The sequence below is a fragment of the Rheinheimera sp. genome (genome assembly GCF_030824435.1).
GTDB lineage: Bacteria > Pseudomonadota > Gammaproteobacteria > Enterobacterales > Alteromonadaceae > Pararheinheimera.
The window spans coordinates 21,464-45,856 of record NZ_JAVBXS010000095.1 but is presented as its reverse complement, the minus strand read 5'-3'; the positions used below and the strand labels follow the sequence as shown (position 1 = coordinate 45,856).

General features: G+C 49.8%; 18 protein-coding genes. 7 read left to right on the top strand and 11 right to left on the bottom strand.

The genetic code is table 11. The annotated features are described in order from the left end of the window. Positions 1–2: 2 nt before the first annotated feature. Positions 3–1,538 carry a nitrate reductase subunit beta gene (gene narH, locus RCH83_RS15840; RefSeq protein WP_306523776.1) on the bottom strand — a complete coding sequence of 512 codons (1,536 nt, stop codon included), beginning with the start codon at positions 1,536–1,538 and terminating at the stop codon, positions 3–5. A gap of 10 nt (positions 1,539–1,548) precedes the next feature. Beyond that, the gene (locus tag RCH83_RS15835) at positions 1,549–5,280 is read right to left on the bottom strand and encodes a nitrate reductase subunit alpha (protein WP_306523749.1); all 3,732 of its coding nucleotides are present in this window, start codon (positions 5,278–5,280) and stop codon (positions 1,549–1,551) included. Positions 5,281–5,609: 329 nt separating this feature from the next. On the opposite strand from RCH83_RS15835, the gene RCH83_RS15830 reads away from it, so the two are divergent. From RCH83_RS15830 to RCH83_RS15820, 3 genes are all read left to right on the top strand, one after another. Then, positions 5,610–7,412: an ATP-binding protein gene (locus tag RCH83_RS15830; RefSeq protein WP_306523748.1), complete on the top strand. Its 1,803-nt coding sequence runs from the start codon at positions 5,610–5,612 to the stop codon at positions 7,410–7,412. Between the two features lie 45 nt (positions 7,413–7,457). Next, on the top strand, positions 7,458–9,416 hold the full coding sequence (locus RCH83_RS15825) for a methyl-accepting chemotaxis protein (protein ID WP_306523747.1): 1,959 nt from the start codon (positions 7,458–7,460) through the stop codon (positions 9,414–9,416). A 172-nt stretch (positions 9,417–9,588) separates the two neighbouring features. Continuing rightward, on the top strand, positions 9,589–9,984 hold the full coding sequence (locus RCH83_RS15820) for a hypothetical protein (RefSeq protein WP_306523746.1): 396 nt from the start codon (positions 9,589–9,591) through the stop codon (positions 9,982–9,984). Between the two features lie 42 nt (positions 9,985–10,026). On the opposite strand, the gene RCH83_RS15815 is transcribed toward RCH83_RS15820, so the two are convergent. From RCH83_RS15815 to RCH83_RS17650, 8 genes are all read right to left on the bottom strand, one after another. Then, positions 10,027–11,115: a hypothetical protein gene (locus RCH83_RS15815; protein WP_306523745.1), complete on the bottom strand. Its 1,089-nt coding sequence runs from the start codon at positions 11,113–11,115 to the stop codon at positions 10,027–10,029. 194 nt (positions 11,116–11,309) lie between these two features. Next, positions 11,310–12,551, bottom strand: coding sequence for an organoarsenical effux MFS transporter ArsJ (gene arsJ, locus RCH83_RS15810; RefSeq protein ID WP_306523744.1), 1,242 nt, complete (start codon positions 12,549–12,551; stop codon positions 11,310–11,312). A 188-nt stretch (positions 12,552–12,739) separates the two neighbouring features. Beyond that, positions 12,740–13,759, bottom strand: coding sequence for an ArsJ-associated glyceraldehyde-3-phosphate dehydrogenase (locus RCH83_RS15805; RefSeq protein WP_306523743.1), 1,020 nt, complete (start codon positions 13,757–13,759; stop codon positions 12,740–12,742). A gap of 16 nt (positions 13,760–13,775) precedes the next feature. Continuing rightward, complete coding sequence (locus tag RCH83_RS15800) at positions 13,776–14,012, bottom strand: thioredoxin family protein (protein WP_306523742.1); 237 nt, start codon at positions 14,010–14,012, stop codon at positions 13,776–13,778. After that, on the bottom strand, positions 14,009–14,515 hold the full coding sequence (locus RCH83_RS15795; protein ID WP_306523741.1) for a tyrosine-protein phosphatase: 507 nt from the start codon (positions 14,513–14,515) through the stop codon (positions 14,009–14,011). The genes RCH83_RS15800 and RCH83_RS15795 overlap by 4 nt, the downstream gene beginning before the upstream one ends. A 30-nt stretch (positions 14,516–14,545) precedes the next feature. Then, a complete protein-coding gene (gene arsB, locus RCH83_RS15790; protein WP_306523740.1) occupies positions 14,546–15,574 on the bottom strand; it encodes an ACR3 family arsenite efflux transporter in 1,029 nt (342 codons plus the stop codon). Between the two features lie 21 nt (positions 15,575–15,595). Then, positions 15,596–16,096 carry an arsenate reductase ArsC gene (locus tag RCH83_RS15785; RefSeq protein ID WP_306523739.1) on the bottom strand — a complete coding sequence of 167 codons (501 nt, stop codon included), beginning with the start codon at positions 16,094–16,096 and terminating at the stop codon, positions 15,596–15,598. A gap of 35 nt (positions 16,097–16,131) precedes the next feature. Further along, entirely contained in the window at positions 16,132–16,923 is a 792-nt protein-coding gene (locus tag RCH83_RS17650) for a metalloregulator ArsR/SmtB family transcription factor (protein ID WP_373689793.1), read from the bottom strand. Between the two features lie 93 nt (positions 16,924–17,016). Here RCH83_RS17650 and RCH83_RS15770 point away from each other — a divergent pair, with 93 nt between their 5' ends. After that, positions 17,017–18,021 carry a permease gene (locus tag RCH83_RS15770; protein ID WP_306523738.1) on the top strand — a complete coding sequence of 335 codons (1,005 nt, stop codon included), beginning with the start codon at positions 17,017–17,019 and terminating at the stop codon, positions 18,019–18,021. A 123-nt stretch (positions 18,022–18,144) separates the two neighbouring features. Here the strand turns inward: RCH83_RS15770 and RCH83_RS15765 are convergent, their stop codons facing one another. After that, entirely contained in the window at positions 18,145–19,761 is a 1,617-nt protein-coding gene (locus tag RCH83_RS15765; RefSeq protein ID WP_306523737.1) for an MFS transporter, read from the bottom strand. Between the two features lie 313 nt (positions 19,762–20,074). On the opposite strand from RCH83_RS15765, the gene narL reads away from it, so the two are divergent. From narL to RCH83_RS15750, 3 genes are all read left to right on the top strand, one after another. Further along, positions 20,075–20,728 (top strand): two-component system response regulator NarL, encoded by a 654-nt coding sequence (gene narL, locus RCH83_RS15760; protein WP_306523736.1) that lies wholly within the window; start codon positions 20,075–20,077, stop codon positions 20,726–20,728. Positions 20,729–20,840: 112 nt separating this feature from the next. After that, on the top strand, positions 20,841–22,088 hold the full coding sequence (gene glp, locus RCH83_RS15755; protein WP_306523735.1) for a gephyrin-like molybdotransferase Glp: 1,248 nt from the start codon (positions 20,841–20,843) through the stop codon (positions 22,086–22,088). A 106-nt stretch (positions 22,089–22,194) separates the two neighbouring features. Next, the gene (locus tag RCH83_RS15750; protein WP_306523734.1) at positions 22,195–24,339 is read left to right on the top strand and encodes a CHASE domain-containing protein; all 2,145 of its coding nucleotides are present in this window, start codon (positions 22,195–22,197) and stop codon (positions 24,337–24,339) included. Positions 24,340–24,393 lie beyond the last annotated feature (54 nt).

Here is a 24,393-nt window from a genome sequence, read left to right as displayed (position 1 = left end):
TGTTAATCCTTCAGCTCAACCGGAATCACCTGACGTACACCTTTGGCTTTGGTGCCAAACAGGCTGACGTCGTTATTGCCATCACCACAACCATTGCCAAAGCTAAAACCACAGCTGCTTTTTAAGTCATAAGCGTTTTCGGCATAAGCACGGTGACTGGTTGGGATCACAAACCTGTCTTCGTAGTTGGCAAGTGCCATATAACGGTACATTTCTTCCACCTGCAGCGCCGTCAGGCCCACAGTTTTTAAGACCGCTAAATCTTCCACACCATCCACTTGTTGTGAGCGTTTAAAAGCGCGCATTGCAATCATGCGCTCCAGTGCTCTGACTACAGGTTTTTCATCACCGGCGGTTAGCATATTGGCCAGATACCGCAGTGGAATCCGCAAGGATTTCAGATCCGGAATTTCGCCATTCATACCAACATGGCCGGCCTGCACTGCACTTTGAATAGGTGACAGTGGCGGCACATACCAAACCATTGGCAGGGTGCGGTACTCAGGGTGCAGTGGCAGCGCCACTTTCCATTCCATCGCCATCATATAAACCGGGCTTTGCTGGGCGGCATTGATCCAGTTATCCGGAATGCCTTCGGCGCGGGCTGCGGCTATCACTTGTGGATCTTTTGGATCCAGGAAAATATCCAACTGGGCCTGATATAAATCCTGCTCGTTGGCGACACTGGCTGCGGCCGAAATTTTGTCGGCGTCGTAAAGCAGCACACCTAAATAACGGATACGGCCAACACAGGTTTCAGAGCAAACAGTCGGCTGACCGGCTTCAATGCGCGGGAAGCAGAAAGTACATTTTTCTGATTTACCGGTTTTCCAGTTGTAATAGATTTTTTTGTAGGGGCAGGCCGAGACACACATGCGCCAGCCACGACATTTGTCCTGGTCAATCAGCACGATGCCGTCTTCTTCGCGTTTGTAGATAGCACCACTTGGGCAAGCTGCCACACAAGCCGGATTCAGACAGTGTTCGCAAAGCCTTGGTAAATACATCATGAAAGTTTTTTCAAACTGGCCGTAGATGTCTTTTTGCACTACTTCATTGAAGTTCTGATCTTTTTTGCGTTTGGCAAACTCAGTACCGAGAATTTCTTCCCAGTTTGGGCCCCATTCAATTTTTTCCATGCGCTGACCGCTGATCAGCGAGCGCGGCCGGGCCACTGGCTGGTGTTTGCTGTCCGGCGCGTTGTGTAAATGTTGATAGTCAAAATCAAAAGGTTCGTAGTAGTCGTCAATTTCCGGTAAATCCGGGTTGGCGAAAATATTCGCCAGCACCCGGCGTTTGCCGCCAATTTTTAACTCCAGCTCGCCTTTGGCGTTTTTCACCCAGCCGCCGTTCCATTTTTGCTGGTTTTCCCATTCTTTCGGAAAACCAATACCAGGTTTGGTTTCGACGTTGTTAAACCAGGCGTATTCCACACCTTCACGCGAGGTCCAGACGTTTTTACAGGTAATGGAGCAGGTATGACAGCCTATGCACTTGTCGAGATTTAATACCATGCCTATTTGTGCGCGTACTTTCATCATGCTACTCCTATTGGGTGTCCAGCCAGTCGACTTTGTTCATCTTACGGACGATGACAAACTCATCGCGGTTACACCCGACAGTGCCGTAATAGTTAAAGCCATAAGATTGCTGGGCATAACCGCCGATCATATGGGTGGGTTTCATCACAGCGCGGGTCACAGAGTTGTGGATACCACCGCGGGTACCGGTTTGTTCACTACCTGGCACGTTCACAATACGTTCCTGTGCGTGGTACATCATGCTCATGCCTTCAGGCACCCGCTGTGACACCACGGCACGGGCCGCTATGGCACCGTTGACGTTAAAAATTTCAATCCAGTCGTTGTCTTCAATGCCCGCCGCTTTGGCGTCAATTTCACTAAGCCAGACGATAGGGCCACCACGTGACAAGGTCAGCATCAGCAGGTTGTCGGAATAAGTACTGTGAATGCCCCATTTTTGGTGAGGGGTGATCCAGTTCAGGACTATTTCGGTGTTGCCATTGGGCTTTTTATTCAGCACAGGGGCCACAGTTTTTAAGTTGATCGGCGGTTTGTACACACATTGCTGTTCGCCAAAGTCGCGCATCCACTCGTGATCCTGATAAAACTGCTGACGGCCCGTGATGGTGCGCCATGGAATAAGCTCATGCACGTTGGTGTAACCGGCGTTGTAAGACACATGTTCGTCTTCCAGACCCGACCAGGTGGGTGAGGAGATGATTTTGCGTGGCTGGGCCACAATGTCGCGCCAGCGGATTTTTTCATCTTCTTTATTCAGTGCCAGATGGCGATGGTCACGGCCGGTAATTTTGCCAAGGGCAGCCCAGGCTTTTACCGCCACCTGACCATTGGTTTCAGGCGCTAAACTTAAAATCACTTCACAGGCGTCAATGGCCGACTCAATTTTCGCCATGCCTTTGTTGGCGCCTTCAGCGGTATGAGTACGGTTCAGCTCTTTAAGGAAATGCACCTCATTTTTGGTATCCCAGCCGATGCCTTTACCGCCGTTGCCGGTTTTTTCCAGCAATGGGCCTAAAGATGTAAAGCGCTGATAAGTATTGGGATAATCACGTTCCACCACATTTAAATGGGGCATGCTGATGCCAGGTACAGCGGCACATTCACCTTTCCACCAGGCTTTTACGCCATAAGGTTGGGCTAATTCGGCCGGGGTGTCGTGGTGCATTGGCGTGGTCACCACATCGGTTTCAACACCTAAGTGGCCCACACAAACGCGGGAGAACTCTTTGGCAATGCCTTTAAAAATTTCCCAGTCGCTGCGTGCTTCCCACACAGGGTCAATAGCGGCTGACAACGGATGAATAAATGGATGCATATCCGAAGTATTCATATCGTCTTTTTCATACCAGGTGGCTGTTGGTAAAACGATGTCGGAATACAGACAGGTGGTCGACATACGGAAATCTAAGGTCACCCATAAATCTACTTTGCCTTCGGCCGGGCTGTCGGTCCACTGAACATCTTCTGGTTTTTTACCGCCAAAACCGCCTAAATCTTTACCCAGCAAACCATGTTTGGTGCCGAGTAAATGGCGCAGCATATATTCATGGCCTTTGCCTGAGGAACCCAATAAGTTTGAGCGCCAGACAAACATATTACGTGGGAAGTTCTGCGGATTTTCCGGCTCTTCACAGGCAAATTTAATGTTGTGGCTGGTGAGTTCATTCAGCAGATAATCTTTAATTTCCATACCGGCTGCTTTGGCTTTACCGGCAATATGTAGCGGGTTCACGCCAAGCTGTGGTGCAGAAGGTAACCAGCCCATGCGTTCGGCGCGGGCGTTAAAGTCGATAATAGAGCCAGTCCACTTTTCTTTATTGGCAAGAGGCGATACCACTTCTGCCATATCCAGTTTTTCATAACGCCACTGGCTGGAATGGTTGTAGAAGAACGAAGTACCGTTCATATGACGGGGTGGTTTTTGCCAGTCGGTGGCAAAAGCCAGCGGTGCCCAGCCGGTTTGTGGCCGCAGTTTTTCCTGACCGACATAATGCGCCCAGCCGCCACCACTCTGACCGATACAACCACACATCATCAGCATGTTGATCAGGCCGCGGTAGTTCATATCCATGTGATACCAGTGGTTCAGTGCAGCACCCACAATCACCATAGAACGGCCACGGGTTTTGTCGGCGTTGCGGCCAAATTCAGTGGCCACCCGAATCACATCTTCTGGTTTAACGCCGGTAATGGCTTCTTGCCAGGCCGGGGTATAAGGCACATTGTCGTTGTAAGAGGAAGCACGGTTGGCATCGCCAATACCGTTATCCACGCCATAATGCGCCAACGTTAAGTCATAGACTGTGGCCACCAGCGCTTCAGTACCGTCAGCGAGCTGTACTTTTTTCGCCGGCACTTTACGCAGCTGAATATCGTCATGCGCTGTGTGCTGGAAGTATTTGTATTCGTGTGGCGCACCACCAAAATACGGGAAAGCGACATCGACTAAACCGTCATGGTTGTCTTTTAGGCTTAATGCCAGTTCAATGTCACCGTTTTTGTCTTTTTGCTCTAAGTTCCATTTACCAATCTGGTCGGTATTCTGGCCCCAGCGATAACCAATAGCGCCGTTCGGGCTGGTCAGTTTGCCGCTGTTGTTATCTAAAGCAATGGTTTTCCAGTCCGGGTTATTTTGCTCACCTAAGTTGTCAACCAAATCGGCGGCGCGCAGGAATCGGCCTTGGCCTAATTTGCCATTCTGATCTTCTAAAATAACCAGCATCGGCATATCGGTATAACGGCGCACGTAGTCGGTAAAATACGCGCTTGGGTTATTGACATGGAATTCTTTTAAAATCACATGCCCAAAGGCCATGGCAAGGGCGGCATCTGTGCCCTGACGCGGTGCCAGCCAGGTATCACCAAACTTCGATGCTTCAGAATAATCTGAGGTGATGACACAGGTTTTGGTGCCTTTGTAACGGACTTCAGTTAAAAAGTGGGCGTCCGGGGTACGGGTTTGTGGCACGTTCGAACCCCAAACGATAATGTAGTTGGAGTTGTACCAGTCGGCCGATTCAGGCACGTCGGTTTGTTCACCCCACACCTGAGGGGAAGAAGGTGGTAAATCGCAGTACCAGTCGTAGAAACTTAAACAGTTGCCACCAATTAACGATAAATAACGGGCACCGGCGGCATAAGACACCATCGACATGGCCGGAATAGGCGAAAAGCCGGTAACACGGTCCGGACCATATGTTTTGGCGGTATGTACGTTGGCTGCGGCAATCAGTTCGTTCACTTCATCCCAGCTGGCGCGGATAAAACCACCTAAACCACGGCGTTCTTTGTAACTTTTGGCTTTTACCGGGTCGTTGATAATAGATTGCCAGGCGAGCACCGGATCTTTATGAATGGCTTTGGCTTCACGCCATAACTTCATTAAGCTCTGGCGTACTTTTGGATATTTCAGCCGGTTCGCGCTATAGATATACCAGGAATAACTGGCGCCACGAGGGCAACCACGGGGTTCGTGGTTGGGCAAGTCGGGTCTGGTGCGCGGATAGTCGGTTTGTTGGGTTTCCCAGGTCACCAGACCATCTTTGACATAAATTTTCCAGCTACAAGAGCCGGTACAGTTCACCCCATGGGTAGAACGTACAATTTTGTCGTGTTGCCAACGTTGCCGGTAACCCTGCTCCCAGGTTCTGTCTTCATTAGTAGTGATGCCATGTCCGTCGGAGAATGGCGTTTTGCGGGTTTTAAAAAACCGCAATTTGTCGAGAAGATGACTCATCGGTTTACTCCTGGCGCTGGTTGCTGCTGTTGCATCTGCAACAACCTTGTCTGCTTAACTTCTGAACACTATAAGAATGTTGGGCGAATGATGATTGATCTGGCACAAGCTTGCTATGGCATGAAAATGGGTAAAATTGTTGTTATCTACCCCAAAAGAGGTAGGATGAATTTTCGGTAAGTGTTTGAATAAAAATGTAAACTTCGCCGCCAGCTCCAATGTAAAAACAACAAGTTCTGGCTGGCGGGGTAAAAGGGGTAGCTCACTTGCGCAGCTTCTGGCGGGGCAAAATCGCTTATTCTGTGCCTGGCTTCATTTTGGATTGAATGATGAAAAAATTTTCAATTGTGACGCGGATTGGCGTTGCTCTATCCTGCATAGTGGCAATGGCACTCAGTACCATGCTGATTTCATACTGGTTATCAGAAAAAGCCGACAGTGACGCTTTGGCCATTAACGTGGCCGGTTCACTGCGGATGCAAACTTATAAAGTGGCGCTGCTGAGCCAACAACAAAAACCACAAGAGTTGGCAGAAGCACAGCAGAAGTTACTGAATAGCTGGCAACATCCGGTGTTTTACCGCATGAAACACGAAAAACGTGCACTCAGTGAGTCTTTTCGGCAGGCGCGCCACAACTGGCTTGAACTCAGTCCGCAGATCAGCAGTGGTGAGCTTGCCGGTGAAGATTTAGCCCGGCAAATTGCCAGCCATGTGGCTTTGCTGGAAGGGCTGGTGGGCAGTATTCAACAAGATGCCGAACAAAAAGTACGGGCTCTGCGTTTAGTGCAGGTGGTGGCGCTGTTTTTAACCGTGATTTTGGCCATGGTGGTGATGTACTGGCTTAAATCCAGAGTAGAACAACCTTTGTCAGAGCTGACCCGCGCGGCACGGCGTATTGGTCAGGGTGATTTTACCTCGCGCCTTAGCGCCGAACAGCCGGATGAACTTGGTGTATTGGCCGGTACCTTAAACAAAATGAGTGACGCCATTGCTTATATGTATGGCAATCTGGAAAAACGGGTGGATGAACAAACCGCAGCGCTGCAACAAAGTAATACCAAGTTGCAGTTTTTATATGACATGGCGCGCAGTTTTAACCAGCAGGTGCCGGATCGCCAGCAGCTGAATATGCTGGTCGAGCGGCTACAGCAGGTGACACACATTCGTGATATTGAACTTTGTTTGATCACTGAGCAGGGCAGTGCACCTTATTTACAGCTGCAACCGGCTGACGTGGATCAAGACCCTTGCAGTCGTAACAGTTGTGAAGAATGTATTGAAGCGCCGACCCATGGTATACGCCGGGATGAGCAGCTGTTATACCGTTATCAGCTTAAAAGGGATCATCAGCAATATGGCGTGCTGGTGGCTCGAAGCAGCGCCGATAAAAAATTAGCCGAATGGCAACAACAATTGCTGAGTACAGTGGCCGATCAGCTGGCTATTGCGATGAGTTTAAAATCAGAAGCTGAGCAGTCCAGAAGACTGGCTTTGATGCAGGAGCGCACTGTGATTGCCCGTGAACTGCATGACTCTTTAGCCCAGGCACTTTCTTATTTAAAAATTCAGGTCAGCCGGCTGAATAAAGCCATCAGTCTCGACGACAAAGCCAGTATGCAGGACGTGTCGCTGGAACTGAAACATGGTTTGGATGCCGCTTACCGCCAGCTGCGTGAATTGCTCACCACCTTCAGGTTAAAAGTGGACGGCGGCGGTTTGCAACAGGCACTGCAACTGACAGCAACCCAGCTGTCAGAACAATCCGGCATGAAATTTTCACTGGATTATCAGCTGACAAACACCCCGTTACAGCCACAGGAAGAAATTCATTTACTGCAGATAGTGCGTGAAGCCAGCCAGAATGCGGTACATCACAGTCAGGGGTCTGAAGTGGTGATCCGACTGGCGCAGCAGCAGGGCCAGGCCATTGAACTGGCCATTGAAGATAATGGTATTGGCATAGCGCAACATGCGGAAAAACTGAACCATTATGGTTTGGCTATTATGCAGGAGCGCAGTAAACAGCTGGGTGGCGCCATTCAAATCCGCCGTCGCGAGCAGGGCGGCACCGGGGTGTATTTCAGTTTTACCCCGGAATACCTGCAACAACAACCTGCTCAGGTTGAATAACCTACCCCTTTGCCGCCTGTCAGCGGTTTTCTCAAGGAGAGTTGAATGCAAGCGATGATTCGCAACTGGCCTATGCAACATAAACTGCTGTTGCTGCTGGCTTTACCTTTGTTGTTTTTATGCTGGTTTGTGGGTCAGCATATGTGGTCCCAATATGCTGAGCTGAAAGTGGCGGCCGAGGTTGAACTGCGGGTGCAGCAAAGTCTGGTGCTGGGCGCTCTGGTCAATGGCCTGCAGGCTGAACGTGGCAGCAGCGGGGTGTTTTTGGGTAGCAAAGGCAATAAGTTTGCCGACAAAATGCGTCAGGCCCGTGCTGATACTGACCAGCGGCTGACGCAGTTTTTATTGTTAAAAGATGACAAATTAACTGCAGTGCAGCAAAAGTTGTCGGAACTGTCAGTACTGCGACAGGATGTTGACCAGCAGCGTATCAAAAACACCGAATCCGCTGCCCGTTATACCGGTTTAATTAGCCAGTTATTGGCTTTAAGTCATCAGGCTGAGCAGCAGTTGTCGCACCTTGAGATGGCGCGGCAGTTAGGTGTAATGAACCAGCTGATGGAAATGATAGAAAGGGCAGGTCGGGAGCGCGCTTTATTAGGGCTGGTGTTTAATCAGCAGCAACTCGACAGCGAACTGTTAAGCCGGGTCAGCACCAATCTGGGCGCCTTTTTGGCTTTTCAGGAAAATGTATTACGCCAAAGCGGCGGGCAACAAGACAGACTTAAAACAGCATTGGCAGAGGCTGACAGTGCAGAATTTAAAACCCTGCAGCAGTTGGTATTTCAAACCCCAATTCATACCAAGTTAGATGTCGACAGCGCCCGCTGGTTTGATTTAGCCAGCAGCCGTATCGATAAACTGGTGGTGCTGCAAAATCAGCTACTGGCTGAAACAGCCACCGCCGCAGCGCTGGTGTATAAAAACAGCCAACAAGCGTTATGGTGGGCTTTGTTGTCGAACCTGCTGGTATTGGTGTTTGTACTTTGGCTGGCTTTTGGTGTTATTAAAAATATTAAAAATGCCGTGGCCAAAATTGATGTTGCCATGGCCAGGTTGGCCGCCCGTGATTTAACCGCCAGGGTGCAATACCAAAGTCATGACGAATTTGGCCATATTGCCCGGGGTATTAATTCGGTGGCCGACGAGCTGCAACAGGTGCTGCAACAAATAGATTCTGCCGTACATCAGGTGGCGGCAGCGGCCGAGCAGGCATCAGCTGTCACTATTCAAACCAGCCGTGGTGTATTGCAACAACAACAGGACACCGAACTTGCTGCTACCGCCATGCATGAAATGAGTGCAACAGTGCGTGATGTGGCCAGCAGTACAGCAGAAGCGGCTGATGAAGCCAATACTGTACACCAGCATGCCGGTAAAGGTTTAAACGAGCTGCAGCAAACTATTGAGTTAATAAGCAAATTATCGAATCAGGTGCAGGAAACCAACAGCACTATTTTGCAGGTAAAAACCCATAGTCAGTCGATTAATACGGTGCTGGAGGTGATCCGCGGTATTGCTGATCAAACCAACCTGCTGGCACTGAATGCCGCTATTGAAGCGGCCAGGGCTGGCGATCAGGGGCGCGGTTTTGCAGTGGTGGCCGATGAAGTACGGCATTTAGCCCAGCGCACCCAACAATCGACAGTGGATATCCGCAGCATGATTGAAACCCTGCAACAAAGCACAGAGCAGGCGTCTGCCGATATGCAGCTTAGCCTGCAACAAGCGCAACAAGGTGCGGAAAATATCAATTCTACCGGCCACTTACTGGAAGCTGTGCTGGAAGGTATTGTCACCATCAACGACAAAACGACCCAGATTGCTTCGGCTGCTGAAGAACAAAGTACAGTGGCGGAGGAGATAAACCAGAATATTATCCGTATCAGCGATGTGTCAGTACAAACCAGCGCCGGCGCTGAACAAACAGCGGCAACAGCCCGCGAGCTGGCAAGGCTTGCCGGTTCTTTGCAGGATATGGTGGCCAGGTTCAGACTGGCCTGAAGCCAGCCCGGACAGGCGCTAACCACAGAAGCCGTTTTGTATCATTGGCTGGTGCAAGCGGCTACCTCTTTTTGGGCATTGGCAGCTACAGCAGTATCGCCGACACTGGGTTAACAATAACCACAAGCTAACTGCTGTTATGGGCCTTAGCTTGTTTGTGCGGAGTGTTTTAATGCCTTACTCCACTATTGAACACAACAACCCGGCTACAGCCCAAAACTCTGCTATTTTGCAGCCTGATGGGCAAAGTCCAGGTACTGAGAGTTCTGCGGTTCAGAGTCCTGCAGTTCAGAACTCCGGTGCTCAGAGCTCTGCGGTTCAAAACCCCGGTGTTCAGAGTCCTTCGGTTCAGAGCCTTGGTGTTCAGAGCAATAGTTATCAAAACGAACTGCAACAACAAAGATTACGCCGTCTGGCCTCTGAGCTGGCCGCCATCACAGACCCCAACGCAAAACTGCAATTTATTGAGCAGCGGCTGCTTGATAACCTGCAGCAGTTAAAACGCCAGCTGGCTATATTGCAGCTGGAACTGCCGCAAACAGCAGATAAAACAAAACCCGGACCTTAAGGCCGGGTTTTGTGGTTTGAAGCGACTTCAGGCTGCTGTTTTTTATCTGAATGCCTGTAAAAATTCAGGTTTGACCACCCAGATAGTATTGGTGCTGGCTACTTCGCCGGTTTTATTGTCAGGCTTAGTGGCTGTCAGTGTCAGGCCAAGCAGGCCGTGGTGGTTGACTGTTGCATTACAAAGCCAGTGCCCATCCACGGCAATAGCACTGAGCTGCTGCTGATTCAGGCTATAAAGCCGGCTACGACAAGGCTGGTAGTTGTCAGTGAGCAAAAATAAACTTTGTTTGTCGGTCGACGTCAGGGCGGTAAATTCGAACGAGCCACCAAGACCATAACTCCAGTTCAGCCATTGTTGTTGTGTGGTGCCAAGGGTACTGACATCGGTTTGCAATAACAGGGTTTGGCTGCGCTTTTTGTGATGCTGCCGTAAAGCCAACACCAGCTGGTTTTGATAAAGCGCACCGCCTAAAGCCCAGATCTGCTGCTGCCCGAGCCCCTTGGGTAAAGGTAATAAGTTGCGCTGGCAATTGGCAATATCAATCAGCCAGAGATCGCGTGCTACTCCCGCATAATTAGCCTGATATAACAGAGTTTTATCTGGCTGCAGCCAGTGATTGTTGCTGTGTTCAACCACCTCTGCGGGCCAGTCGGTAAAACACTGCTGCACCAGACGTTCGGCTTCGGTCAGGGAAGGGGCTTCATCCAGCGTTTTTTCACCAATATTGGGGTTTTTCAGCCGTTTTTGGGCGGTTAAATAAGTCAGCTCTGTGGCTGCATCATCACCATTACCAATCACCAATAAGATGTTGTGGTGCTGCCACTCCAGGCTGAGCGCAGGGGCACCATAATAAGCAAATTTGTTGGTGGTGGGGGCATCAATCAGTTTCTGTGGGCTGCCGCTTGCGGTAAAAGACCATACATAAAGTTCGCTAAGCCAGATATCGCCAAGCGCACTTTGTTGTTTGCTGTGATGGCTGCTGCTAAAAGCCAGCTGCTGGTTGTCGGGGGAAAATGCCAATAAACCAATAGGCTCGGCACTTCGATATTGTGTCGCCAGTGCCGGCGGCACTATCACACTGGCAACAGGCTCAGCTTCGGGCAGGGTAGTGGTCAAAAGCTCAGTGGCCACAAGATTGACCGGCAAAGCGGCGCTCTGCGCCGCAACTGAAACGAATAAACAACTGACTGCGGCAACTTGAAAGCCGAAGCAAAATTTCATCAGGAACATCCATGTGGTACTAAGGCCGCGGTTTTGCGGCGCCTTTGATTGCGTCGCGACTATAGCCAATCTGTCAGACTTTTCGCAACTGCAGCTGGTCTGTTTTACTGCCCGGCGGCCTTTGCTGCGCTGTTTAAACGCCAGGTCACCAGCACTGTGCCAAGTAAAAAAGCGCTGGACACCCAGAGGCAAGCGTAAAACCCATAAGCCTGATAGACCCAGCCCGATAACAGCGTGCCAATCAGCCGGCCCATGGCGTTGGCCATATAATAAAAACCTACATCAAGCGATACGCCATCACGGCCGGCCATGCTTACAATCAGATAACTGTGCAAAGACGAATTCACCGCAAAAACAGCGCCAAATAACAACAGGCCAACAATCAACACCCAGATTGCACTGTTGCTGTACACCAGAGCAAAGCTTAGCAGTGCCGGAATAACACAAAGTAATAAGGCCCAGTGCAAAGCCGTGGTGGCATCCGGTGTGCTGTTGTTGCCACTTTGACGGCCAGAGCTGCGGCCGGTAATGGCCGGGGCAAAAGCCTGTACAGCGCCATAAGCTATCACCCAAAACGCCAGAAAAGCGCCCACTTCGGCCTGGCTCCAGGAAAAATGGCTGGATAAATACAGCGGCAATGCAATCACAAACCAGACATCACGGGCGCCAAATAACAACAGCCGTGCTGCCGACAGTTTGTTTATGGCGGTACTTTTGGAGAGCAAGTCTTTAAATTTGGGTTTAAAACTACTTTTGCCCAAGTCTTTTTTCAAAAGCACCAAGCTCAGCAGCCAGATAAGCGCCAGTGCGCCGGCCATGGCAGCAACAGCGCCCTGAAAACCCCAAAGGCTGAGTAATAAGCCGCCGAGGAAAAAACCAACGCCTTTCAGTGCATTTTTAGAGCCGGTTAAAATCGCTACCCATTGATACAAAGCGCTCTGGGCATTGTCTGGCAACAGCAGTTTGAGTGAACTTTTGGCACTCATTTTGTTGAGGTCTTTGGCAATACCAGACAGCGCCTGCGCTGCCATCACCCAAACCACTGTCAACATAGAGGCTGGCACCAGCAACATGGCAAGCGCCAGCACCTGCAGCAGCAGGCCAATATGCATGGTTTTATTCAGGCCAATACGGGCACCCAGCCAGCCGCCCACTAAGTTGGTGACGACACCAAAAAACTCATAAAACAAAAACAACGAAGCAATGGCGAGCGGGCTATAACCCAGCGTATAAAAATGCAGCACTATTAGCATGCGCAAAGCGCCGTCGGTCAGAGTAAAAGCCCAATAATTGCCGGTGACCAGCAGATATTGTTTCAGGCCAGCGTTGGCCGCTAATGCAGACATGATTATTCCCAAATGAAGCAATAAGGCTGCGATACCACAGCCGTTATTCTGTCAGGCACCAGCGGGGCAGGTCTTTATTGCTGTTTGAATCAGCCTGACGCAACCTTAATCGGCGTTTGCCCCGCAATTGTTTGAACTACACAAAGTTGATTAAAGGATAAAGAGTTCGTTGAGCGATAAAGCCTTTTTTAAACCGGAAAGCCTTCACCTGCCCGGCCCACCAGCAGCGCCAGTTCCACAGTGCGGTTGGCGTAACCCCATTCGTTGTCGTACCAGGCGTAAATTTTAACCTGGGTGCCGTTCACCACCATGGTCGACAAAGCATCAATAACGCTGGAGCGTGGGTCAGTTTTATAATCCACCGACACCAAAGGCCGCTCTTCATAACCTAAGATGTTTTTCAGTTCACCTTCAGCCGCGGCTTTGAGTAAAGCATTGACTTCTTCGGCTGTGGTGGCGCGTTCCACTTCAAACACACAGTCGGTGAGGGAGGCATTGGCCAGCGGCACCCGCACCGCATGGCCATTTAACCGGCCTTTAAGCTCTGGGAAAATTTCGGTAATAGCTGTGGCTGAACCCGTGGTGGTTGGAATTAAACTGCTGCCACAGGCGCGGGCGCGACGTAAATCTTTGTGCGGGGTATCCAAAATCGACTGGGTGTTGGTTAAGTCGTGAATAGTGGTGATAGCACCATGTTTAATGCCGAGGTTTTCATGAATTACTTTGACCACAGGGGCTAAACAGTTGGTGGTGCAGCTGGCGGCTGTCACTATCTGGTGTTTTGCTGCATCAAAAAGCTGATGATTCACGCCCATCACCACATTCAGCACACCAAGCTCTTTTACCGGCGCACTGACCACCACCCGTTTGACGCCCTGAGTCAGATACGCCTGCAACACGGCTTTGCTTTTCATTTTGCCGGAACATTCAAGCACCAGATCACAACCTGACCAGTCGGTGTCATTGATATTTTTGTGATGGCTAACCGCAATCATTTTGCCGTTGATAACGACTTGATTACCCAGAGCTTCTGCCTGATGCAGCCAGCGGCCATGCACTGAGTCAAAATTCAGCAGATGGGCAAAAGTGGCGGCGTCGCCGGCCGGGTCGTTAATTTGTACAAACTCAAATTCAGGCCAGTCAAAAGCGGCGCGCAAAGCTAACCGGCCGATACGGCCAAAACCGTTAATACCTACTTTAATGCTCATCAAATTATCCTCTGTTTTAGCTTTTCAGCCACTGTTCAATCTGTTCCCGGTGCGGGATGGAGCCCGTATGCACCACAAGGTTATTTAATACAACGGCTGGGGTGCTCATCACACCAAAGCCAATGATTTGCTGCATGTCTTCAATCTTTTCTATCTGAACCTCGATGCCAAGCTCGGCAGCAATACGCTCAATGGATTCAACGGTTTTGGCACATTTACTACAACCCATACCTAACACTTTAAATTCTTTCATGATTGAGTCTCCGCAACTTGTTGAAAATAAGCGACATGTGCAGGCAAGGTTAAGGCATAAGGCCTAATCGCCTGCACTTTGTGTTGTACAACATCTTGTGGTTCACCACGCTCCAACAGAATTTGCGCCGCTATTAAGCCGGTACGACCCGAACCACCTTTACAGTGGATTGCTACTGTTTTCCCTGCTGACAACAGCTGATGCACCTGCGCACCAGCCTGTTGCCAGGTTTTGGTAAAATCCGCCGCCGGTGCTTCGTCGTCAGCAATAGGGCAGTGAAACCACCATAAGCCTTTGGCGGCGCAATGTTCAGCCAAAGTGGCAGCCTGATGCGCTTCCAGCTCGGCTTGAGGCATCAGTGTGATAAGCGCCGTTGCACCCGCTTGTTGCAGTGTGGTCAGGGCATCGTCCACCGATGTGCCTTTAGTGCCGGGGCAGGGCGTAAAAATAAGGCCGGCAGGCTTGTGCGGCTCCAGTGGTAACAGGTTATACGGATGGGTCATCACAATTCCTTTATCAGCTCAGTGAAAGCTTTATGCATTGGCAAACCAGTGACGGGTGCGATTGGCAAACCACACCAGCGACAACATAACCGGCACTTCGACCAGTACACCCACTACTGTGGCAAGTGCAGCCCCTGAATGCAGGCCAAACAATGAAATAGCCACAGCAACAGCCAGTTCAAAGAAGTTACTGGCGCCAATCATGCCGGCAGGGGCGGCAATGTTGTGTGGCAGTTTGAGTTTGCAGCCAACAAAATAACTCAGGGCAAAAATGCCATAGGTTTGCAGCAATAACGGGATGGCAATCAGCACTATTGCCAGCGGCTGACTGAGAATGGTTTGTGCCTGAAAGCCAAATAACAGCACCACTGTTGCCAATAAACCAAAGACCGACCAGGGTTTAATCTGTGCCGCAAAAGAGCGGATAGCGTCTTCGCCGGACAAAGAGCGGTTTGCCAGATAACGGCGGGTCAGCACCCCAGCCAGCAGCGGCAATACCACATAAAGTACAACGGACAACAATAAAGTCGACCAGGGCACTGTGATATCGGACACCCCAAGCAGCCAGGCGCTGATAGGGGCAAACGCAAAAATCATGATCAGATCATTCACCGACACCTGCACCAGGGTGTAATTAGCGTCACCTTTGGTCAGCTGGCTCCAGACAAACACCATAGCGGTGCAAGGTGCAACACCCAATAAAATCATCCCGGCGATATATTCAGTGGCGGTCTGTGGGTCAACCCAATCGGCAAACAACAGCCGGAAAAACAACCAGCCCAGCAGCGCCATGGTAAAGGGTTTTATCAGCCAATTGATCACCAGCGTCAGCAGCAAACCAGCTGGCTTTTTGCCAACGTCGCGGATAGCGGCAAAATCAACCTGCACCATCATGGGGTAAATCATCAGCCAAATCAGTAGCGCAATGACACCATTCACCTGTGCATATTCAAAAGACGCCACCAGGCTAAACCAGGCCGGCTGCCACAAGCCGGCCAGCACACCCATGGCCATCGCCAGCGCAACCCAAATAGATAAATAACGTTCAAAAATGCCCACATAAACTCCTTGGTTACAGCTTCAGTTTGACGGGAAAGAACCGGCAAGTTGCAACGGAAAACTTGTAGCTATGGCCGATAACATTGTGCTGTCAGGGGTTGTTGTCGCCTGAAACAATGCTTTGGCACGTTGTTGCAGCGCCTGGTGCAAAGCTGCAAATTCTTGTTGTTGTGCACCTGGACTCAGGGTGGCCCGGCTGGGGTCTGGCAGCGACCAGTGTGCTTTCACTGCGTTACCAAACCAAACCGGGCAGGACTCTCCGGCGGCTTGATCACAAACAGTGATCACCAGATCCGGTGCATAATCTGCCAAATCATCCCAGCTTTTGCTGTAAAGCTCTGTGGTGTCGATATGGCTGGCGCTCAGATATTGCAGTGTTAACGGATGCACCTGACCACGTGGCGCAGAGCCGGCACTTTGCACTTTGATATCCATCCCTGCTGTAAGGGCTTCAGCGCGAAAAATCGCCTCTGCCAGAATGCTGCGACAGGCGTTATGGGTACACAAAAACAAAATTTTCATGCTGTGCTCCGCGCTGACTCCCTTTATTGACTTATTCAGGCGCAGCAGGCTTTTGCCCGCTCCGGTCTTTCGCCCATGGCACAAAGGTTATTCAATAAGGGGGTGAGCAATCCGCTATTCTGAGCTCTGGTTTGTTCCAGCGTGTCTCTGGCCCATTGAGGCAATTCCGGATTCAGCCGGTAAAATACCCATTGGCCCTGGCGGCGGTCCAGCAATACTCTGGCACTTCTGAGCATGGCAAGGTGCCGGGAAATTTTCGGTTGTGATTCACTCAATGCCGACATCAACTCACAGACACAAAGTTCACCTTCCTGCGCAATCAGTAACAGTGAAAACAAGCGGGTTTCGTCGGCCAGTAATTTAAAAAATTCAACGGGGGACATGTCAGTTGCCACCTTTATTGCATTGTTGTGTTGAGACTTATCATAGAGCAACACAAACATCTTGAGCCGCTCGCTGAGCTCATTCATTGTGGTGTCGTAAGCTTTGGCGGTGCCGGTTTCTTTTGGATCCGGAAAATCCCATGCCAGAATATGCCGCGCTTTTAACGCCTTCTGACACTCCTGCCGGGCTTTGCTGCATAACACTATGGCGTAATCAAACTCAGTCTCTTCAAAAGCAGACAACGGTTTTGAGGCTAAACCTTCGCTGGAGAGACCATGTCGTTTTATAGCATCTAACGCTCTGAGATCCGGGTAAGTTGGCTGACTGCCCGCACTAAAAACCTCGAACCTGTTGGCATACTGGCTGCGGGCAATGGCTTGAGCCATCAGCGAGCGGGCCGAGTTTTCTGTACAAATAAAAATCAGAGTAGGCATAGATAACATATGTTTCTCCATATATATCATTTATGATATATATGTTTTTTCATATGTCAATGCTATGCTTAAAACTGCATGCGGCAACATAAGGGGATACAAATGGAGGTTTGGAGCTGGCTGAATAACCAGCTGCTGAAAATGCAGTGGTTAGCTGATGTAGTCAAAATGCTGGTGGAAGATGTTTTTGGTTTGTCGATGCAGTCGCGTTGGGGCGCCAGTCTGCATTTTTTTATTTATGACGTGATCAAAATTTTTATATTGTTGGCTGTGCTTATTTTTACTGTATCCTGGCTACAAAGTTATTTTCCACCACAGCGCACCAGAAAAATTCTGGGTGGTATGCGTGGTTTTAAAGCAAATCTCACCGGCGCTTTGATGGGCACTATCACACCATTTTGCTCTTGTTCTTCCATTCCGCTTTTTATTGGTTTTAGCAGCGCGGGTTTGCCGCTTGGGGTGACTTTTTCGTTTTTAATTTCGTCACCTTTGGTTGATCTGGCGTCGGTGATTTTATTGGCCAGCATTTTTAACTGGTCTATTGCCATTGCTTATGTGCTGGTGGGTATAGTGCTGGCGGTGATTGGCGGCACTTTGATCAGCAAAGCCAATATGAGTCGTTATGTAGAATCTTTTGTACTGCACAGCCCTGTGCTGGATATACCGCAGGCAGAGCTTAGCCGCAAAGACCGTTTTGATTATGCCAAAGCCCAGGTGGCCGATATTTTTCAGCGGGTTTGGTTTTATGTGCTGCTTGGTGTGGCTATTGGCGCAGCTATTCATAACTGGCTGCCACAAGCCTGGGTGACTTCGGTGCTGGGGCAGGACAACTGGTGGTCGGTTTTTGTGGCAACTTTGATTGGTGTGCCTATGTATGCCGATATCTTTGGTACCTTACCTGTTGCTGAAGCTTTGGTCAGTAAAGGGGTAGGGCTTGGCACTGCACTGGCTTTTATGATGTCGGTGACCGCTTTATCTTTGCCATCGTTAATCATGCTGAAAAAAGTGATTAAACTGCCGTTGTTACTGTTGTTTGTTGGCATTGTGGTCTGCGGCATTGTTGTGATTGGCTTGTTGTTTAATGCCTTTGCCCATATGTTTATCTGACGAACATTTAGCTGAAGCCAAGCCTTATCAACCTTTGAGCCAGATCAGAGCAATGACCAGAACGCAAAAAAATGCCAGTCAAAGCTGACTGGCATTTTTGTGGTTTTGCGCTGGTATTTTTTGTTATGGGTTATAAAACTCACCTGATTTACGCAGGTAAAAGAACCAGTTTAATACCAGACATAAAGCGTAAAACGCGGCAAAACCAACCATGGCATATTCCGGCGTGGCGGCTTTAATTTGTTCACCCAGAACCTGTGGAATATAAAAAGCACCGTAGGCTGCGACTGCCGATGTCCAGCCAAGCACAGGGCCTGCCTGTTCTTTAGGGAATACCACAGCTATGGTTCTGAAGGTGGAACCGTTGCCAATACCGCTGGCGGCAAATAAACCCAAGAAAATCAGGAAACAAGGCACAAAATATTGCTCTGGTGTTGCGCTTTGATAAGCCAGCTGCATGTAATAAGCCGCGCCTAAAGCACAAACAATCATGATCACTGAACAGATTTGGGTGACAAAAGCACCACCCACTTTATCGGCAACCCAGCCACCCACAGGGCGGATTAAAGCGCCAATAAAAGGTGCTATCCAGGCATAAGTTAACGCGCTTGGGCCATTAGGGTTTGGTGTAGTGTGGGTCATCACACCGTCCACCATGATATGGCTATAGCCAAAAATCACCTGAATCGACAGTGGAAAGGCCGCCGAAAAGCCGATAAAAGAGCCAAAGGTCATCACGTACAACACACTCATCACCCAGGTGTGTTTATTATTAAAAATTTTGTATTGCCGGTCTAAACTGGTGCGGATAGCGCCCGGCAGCAGTTTTAACAACATCACAGTGCTGAATAACACCAGAATAATGACAATTTCTTTGGGAATGCCAAAACCAGAACCATTGGCATTTTGTGGCAGCATCAGCCAGAGGCCAACAATAGAAGTTAAAAAACCAATACCGAGCATCGACAAAATAATGGCAAAAGAAACCGGGGCTGCCGGCAGCTTGGGGGTGACTTCTTCAGTGTTTAGGTTATTGGTGCCAAACCACAATAAAAACGCCAGCGGCACTAAGGTAATCAACCAGGAAAAACCGGAGTTCTGGATCCAGGTTTGAGTGCCGGCAGCAATGGTGCCAATCACAGTACCACTGGCTTTTTCCAGCACCATAGGGTCACCGGCGCCAAACAGTGAAAACACGCCATAAGACATAAATAGTGGCACCGCAATCTGCACTGTGGTGACACCAAAATTGCCAAGGCCAGCATTTAAACCCAACGCCAAACCTTGTTGTTTTTTCGGGAAAAAGAAGCTGATATTCGACATGGAAGAAGCAAAATTGCCACCACCAATACCGGATAACAACGCCATCAGCTGAAATACCCACAGCGGGGTGCTTTTATCCTGCAACGCCAAACCCGTGCCCACAGCCGGGATCATCAACAAAGTTGTGGTTAAAAACAGCGTATAACGGCCACCACAAAGCCGGACAAAAAAGCTTGATGGAATACGTAAGGTGGCGCCCGTTAAACCAGCAATGGCGGTTAAGGTAAATAACTCACTGGTGGTAAAAGGAAAACCCACATTTAACATTTGTACTGTGACAATACTCCACAGCATCCAGACGCCAAAACCACATAACAGGCTGGGAATGGAGATCCACAGGTTCCGGTTTGCAATTTTACTGCCTTGCTGTTGCCAGAACGTCTCGTTTTCCGGCTCCCAACGTTTTAAATTCGACATAGTCCACTCCGAGCTAACCCACAAAAGGTGCGCTGAAACTATGCAGGCACAGCAGCAAGGCCACAATGAGACTGAGGAGTTAGTTACAACAGCCATACTGCGCAGAATGGATACCTATAAAGTGGTAGTTTTGCAGGTGCTGTCAGTTTTTTAGTTTATAAACAATGATTTATAACCGTGAAGTTTAAAGGCAAACTTTAGGCGTAAAAATGCAGCGGGTCAGACTTTGCGTCTGACATGATATAAATCAACTTTATCGGCCAAGCAAGCATGCAGCATAAGCGCATAAACCTGAATGGTGTTGGAGCAAAAAATGTCAGATTGTAAAACCACAGTGATGCTGGTTGATGACCATCCGCTGTTACGCAAAGGCTTACGGCAGTTATTGGCTTTTGAAGCCGAATTTGAAGTGGTGGCCGAAGCCGGCTCTGGTGCTGAAGCGCTGGCGAGCGCACCCGAGCTTGACCCTGATTTGATTATTCTCGATTTAAATATGCAGGGCATGGACGGGCTGGAAACGCTGAAAAGGCTGCGCGATGAAGGGGTGACCTCACGTATTGTGATGCTGACAGTGTCGGACAGCAACGAAGATGTGATCAAAGCCATTGGCCTGGGCGCTGACGGTTATTTATTAAAAGACTCGGATCCGGATGAACTGCTGGAGCAAATTAAAAAAGCTGCCAGTGGCAAAATGGTGTTAAGTGACGCCGTTAATGCCGCCCTTGCCACTGCGATTCGCCGGCCGGCGGAAAAACCAGCGGCCGACATTAACAGCCTGACCAACCGCGAATATGAAATTCTCAGCCTGATAGCTAAAGGTCAAAGCAATAAACTGATTGCCCGCGAGCTGGATATTTCCGACGGCACTGTGAAGGTGCATGTAAAGCATCTGTTGAAAAAACTTAATTTGCGCTCCAGGGTTGAAGCCGCTGTCTGGATGGTAAATCACCAGGGCCGAAACGCTTAACAGCACTTGTTTAACGACGCGCGCAGTTTCTGACAGCAGGCAATAACAGCGCGTGGCTTTTAGCGGCGCGCGCCCTGGTTGTCAGCAACACATAATTTAACGGAGCACACTCATGGCCGCCACAGCAGCTTTGCCGCAGGGAAAAAAACCAATGTTGTCATTTCAGCAGGCGTTGTCGCAGCTGCTGGAGGCCGTCAGCTGCCAACAAAAAGTGCAGCAGCAACCTCTGGCGCAGGCATTGGGTTGGGTATTGGCTGAAGATGTGCTGTCGCCTTTGCAAATTCCGGCTTATACCAATGCAGCGATGGACGGTTATGCCTTCCGGTATTCAGACGCTATAGCACAACCATTGTTGACTCTGGTCGGGCAAAGTCTGGCCGGACATCCGTATCAGGGGCCGCTGCCACCAGGTTGTTGTATCCGCATTATGACAGGCGCCAAATTGCCGGCAGAACTTGATACTGTGGTGATGCAGGAGCAGGTGGAGCAACAAGGCGCGGATAATATACGTTTGTGTTGCCAGCCCAAACGTGGTGAGCATGTGCGGCTAGCCGGCAGTGAAATTCAACAAGGTGCAGTGGTGCTGAAACAGGGCCAAAGGCTTGGCCCTTTGCAGCTTGGTCTTGCTGCCACTTTGGGTTATGCAAAGCTCCCCGTGTATCAGCAGTTAAAAGTAGGCATTATTTCCACTGGCGACGAGCTGGTGGCACCAGGCTTGCCGCTGGCCGAAGGTCAGCTGTATGACAGCAACAGATTTGTGCTGGGGGCCATGTTAGCGCGGCTTGGCGTTGGTCTGACTGATTATGGTTGGGTGGCGGACGAGCCAGCGCTGCTCAAAGCGGCTTTTGCCCAAGCCGCCACTGAAGTGGATGTGCTGGTGACCAGCGGTGGTGTGTCAGTAGGAGACGCCGATTACACCCGTCAGGTGCTGGAAGAGCTGGGTCAGGTAAGTTTCTGGCAGGTGGCTATTAAACCAGGTAAACCTTTTGCTTTTGGCAAACTCGGCAATTGCTGGTTTTTTGGTTTACCAGGCAACCCGGTGTCTGCGGTGTTAACTCTTGATCAACTGGCCCAACCAGCACTGAGAAAACTTGCCGGTGAACAAGCCACGCCAGCATTGCGGTTGCAGGCCACAGCCAAAACAAAGTTTCCAAAAAAACCGGGCCGGTTGGATTTTCAGCGGGCTGTCCTCAGCCAGCAAAATGGCCAGCTGCAGCTGGAGCCTGTGATGATGGACAGCTCTGGCATGTTGTCATCTTTGTTGGCCGCTAATTGTCTGGTGCCTTTGGCGCTGGAAAAAGCCGATATTGCCAGTGGTGAGCTGCTGGAGCTGCAGTTGTTGTCTGACTGGTTGCGCTGAACCTGGCATTGCCTGGCTTTGAATCTAAAACTTTAGCCGCATATTCAGACTGCAGAATTAACGCTAAGATTAACCACATTGTTGTTCTAACAGCTTGTCATCACTAATGAAATTATTGGTTCATACCGCTTTTAGCCCAAGAGGAATAGCCGCCTGGCTTATTCTGCTGCTTGGGTTATTGGCAACAGCCGTTTTATGGCAAAGCCTGCTCAGCAACCAACATCAACGTGCCAAAGCCGAATTTGAACTGCATAACCGTGAAGTGTTGGCTTCTATTCAAAAACGGCTGCAGGATCACGAACAGATTTTATTAAGTGGTGCCGGTTTTTTTGATGCCAGTGACCATGTTAGTTCTGAAGAGTGGCGGGCTTTTGCCAACAGATTAAATCTCAAAGTCAATTTCCCGGGTATTCAGGGGGTTGGCGTGGTAAAAGCTATTCCGGCTGCAGAGATAGCTGCTTATCATGCCATGTTAACCACAGAAAATTTGCCGCCACAACAAGTGACACCTGAAGGTGAACGCGATTTTTACACTGTCATTATGTATCTTGAACCTGACAATGAAAGGAACAGGGCAGCTCTTGGTTATGACATGTTTTCTGAGCCGGTGCGGCGCAAAGCCATGCAAGATGCCGTTGACAACAATAGCACCACCATTTCAGGCAAAGTCACCTTAAAACAGGAAATTAAAGGCCCGCAGCAGGCCGGTTTTTTAATGTATGTGCCTGTGTATGATAAAAGCCGGCCGCTTGGCACTGCAGCCGAACGCTGGGCGGCCTTATTTGGTTTTGTCTACAGCCCTTACCGGATGGACGACCTGATGCACGGCCTGCTTGGCAACAGAGACTTAATGGTCGACTTTACTATTCACGATGGCCACAGTAGTGCTGACACAAACTTAATGTACAACTCGGCGCTCTGGCATGAGGCTGAGCCTGACACCAAAGCCTTATTCAGCACCCGTTATCAGCTACCGGCTTATGGCCATCAGTGGTTATTAACCTTAACCAGCCGTAATAATTTTGAGCGCCAGTTTAGCTCCCAGCTGAACTGGTCTATACCCTTGCTTGGTTTTGCCATCAGCTCTTTGTTATTTTTGCTGGTGCTGGAGTTATTAAGCCGGCAACAACAAGCGCTGCAACTGGCGGATCGGATGGCAAAAAAACGGGCCGAATCTGAAGCGAGATTTCATCAGTTGTTTTTGCATATGGGGCAGGGGGTGTTGATTTATGGTGCCAATGCTCAATTGCTGGATGCCAATCCGGCGGCGTTAAAACTGATGGCTTTGAGCATGGCGCAGCTGCAGGGGAACTTACCTTTGGCGCCAGACTGGCAAATTATGCCGCCCCAAGCATTGCCGCCTGCGCCGTTGCAGCCGGTATTAAATGCCTTGTTAACAGGTGAAGCTGTGACAGGGTATGAACTTGGCTTCTGGCATGCAGAAATACAGGCGTATTTGTGGTGCAATCTGGATCTTTATCCGCAATTTCGTGACGGTCAGCAACAGGTAGAAAAACTTTATCTGGTGCTCAGTGATATTACCGAACGTAAACGTATTGCCCAGATGAAAGATGAATTTGTTGCCACCGTCAGCCATGAATTGCGTACACCACTCACCTCGATTTCCGGCGCTTTGGATTTGCTTTGTCATCAGGTGCTGGAAGATGAGGGCCATGCGCAGCTGAAACAACATATGCTGAAAGTGGCGCATGACAACAGCAAAAGATTAACGATGTTGATCAATGATTTGCTGGATCTGGAAAAAATTGCCGCCGGCGGTATGGTTTTTCATCTTGAAGCCCAGTTGTTATGGCCTTTGCTGATGCAAAGTGTCGAAGCCAACCAGGTGTATGGCGCCAAAAGGTCAATCCGTATTGAAGCTGCCACTACAAGCGAGGATCAGCCGGTGTTGGTTGATGCACAACGTTTAGCGCAGATTTTGTCGAATTTATTATCCAATGCCATCAAGTTTTCGCCGGATGGTGCTGTGGTACAACTGAAACTGCAGTCCTTGCCGGGTTTTATGCGGATCAGCGTTTGTGATCACGGCAGCGGTATTCCACAACAATTCAGGCCCATGATTTTTCAGAAATTTAGTCAGGCGGATGCGTCAAGCAGCAGGCAACAACAAGGCACTGGTCTTGGCCTGGCCATTTGTAAAGAACTGGTCGAACGGATGAACGGCCGCATCAGCTTTAGCTCCGAAGAAGGACACGGCAGCTGTTTTTATGTGGATTTACCCAAAGCCTGAGGAGCAACGGCAGTACCCCCTTTGCCCCGTCTGATGGCAGTGGCTTGCTTGATC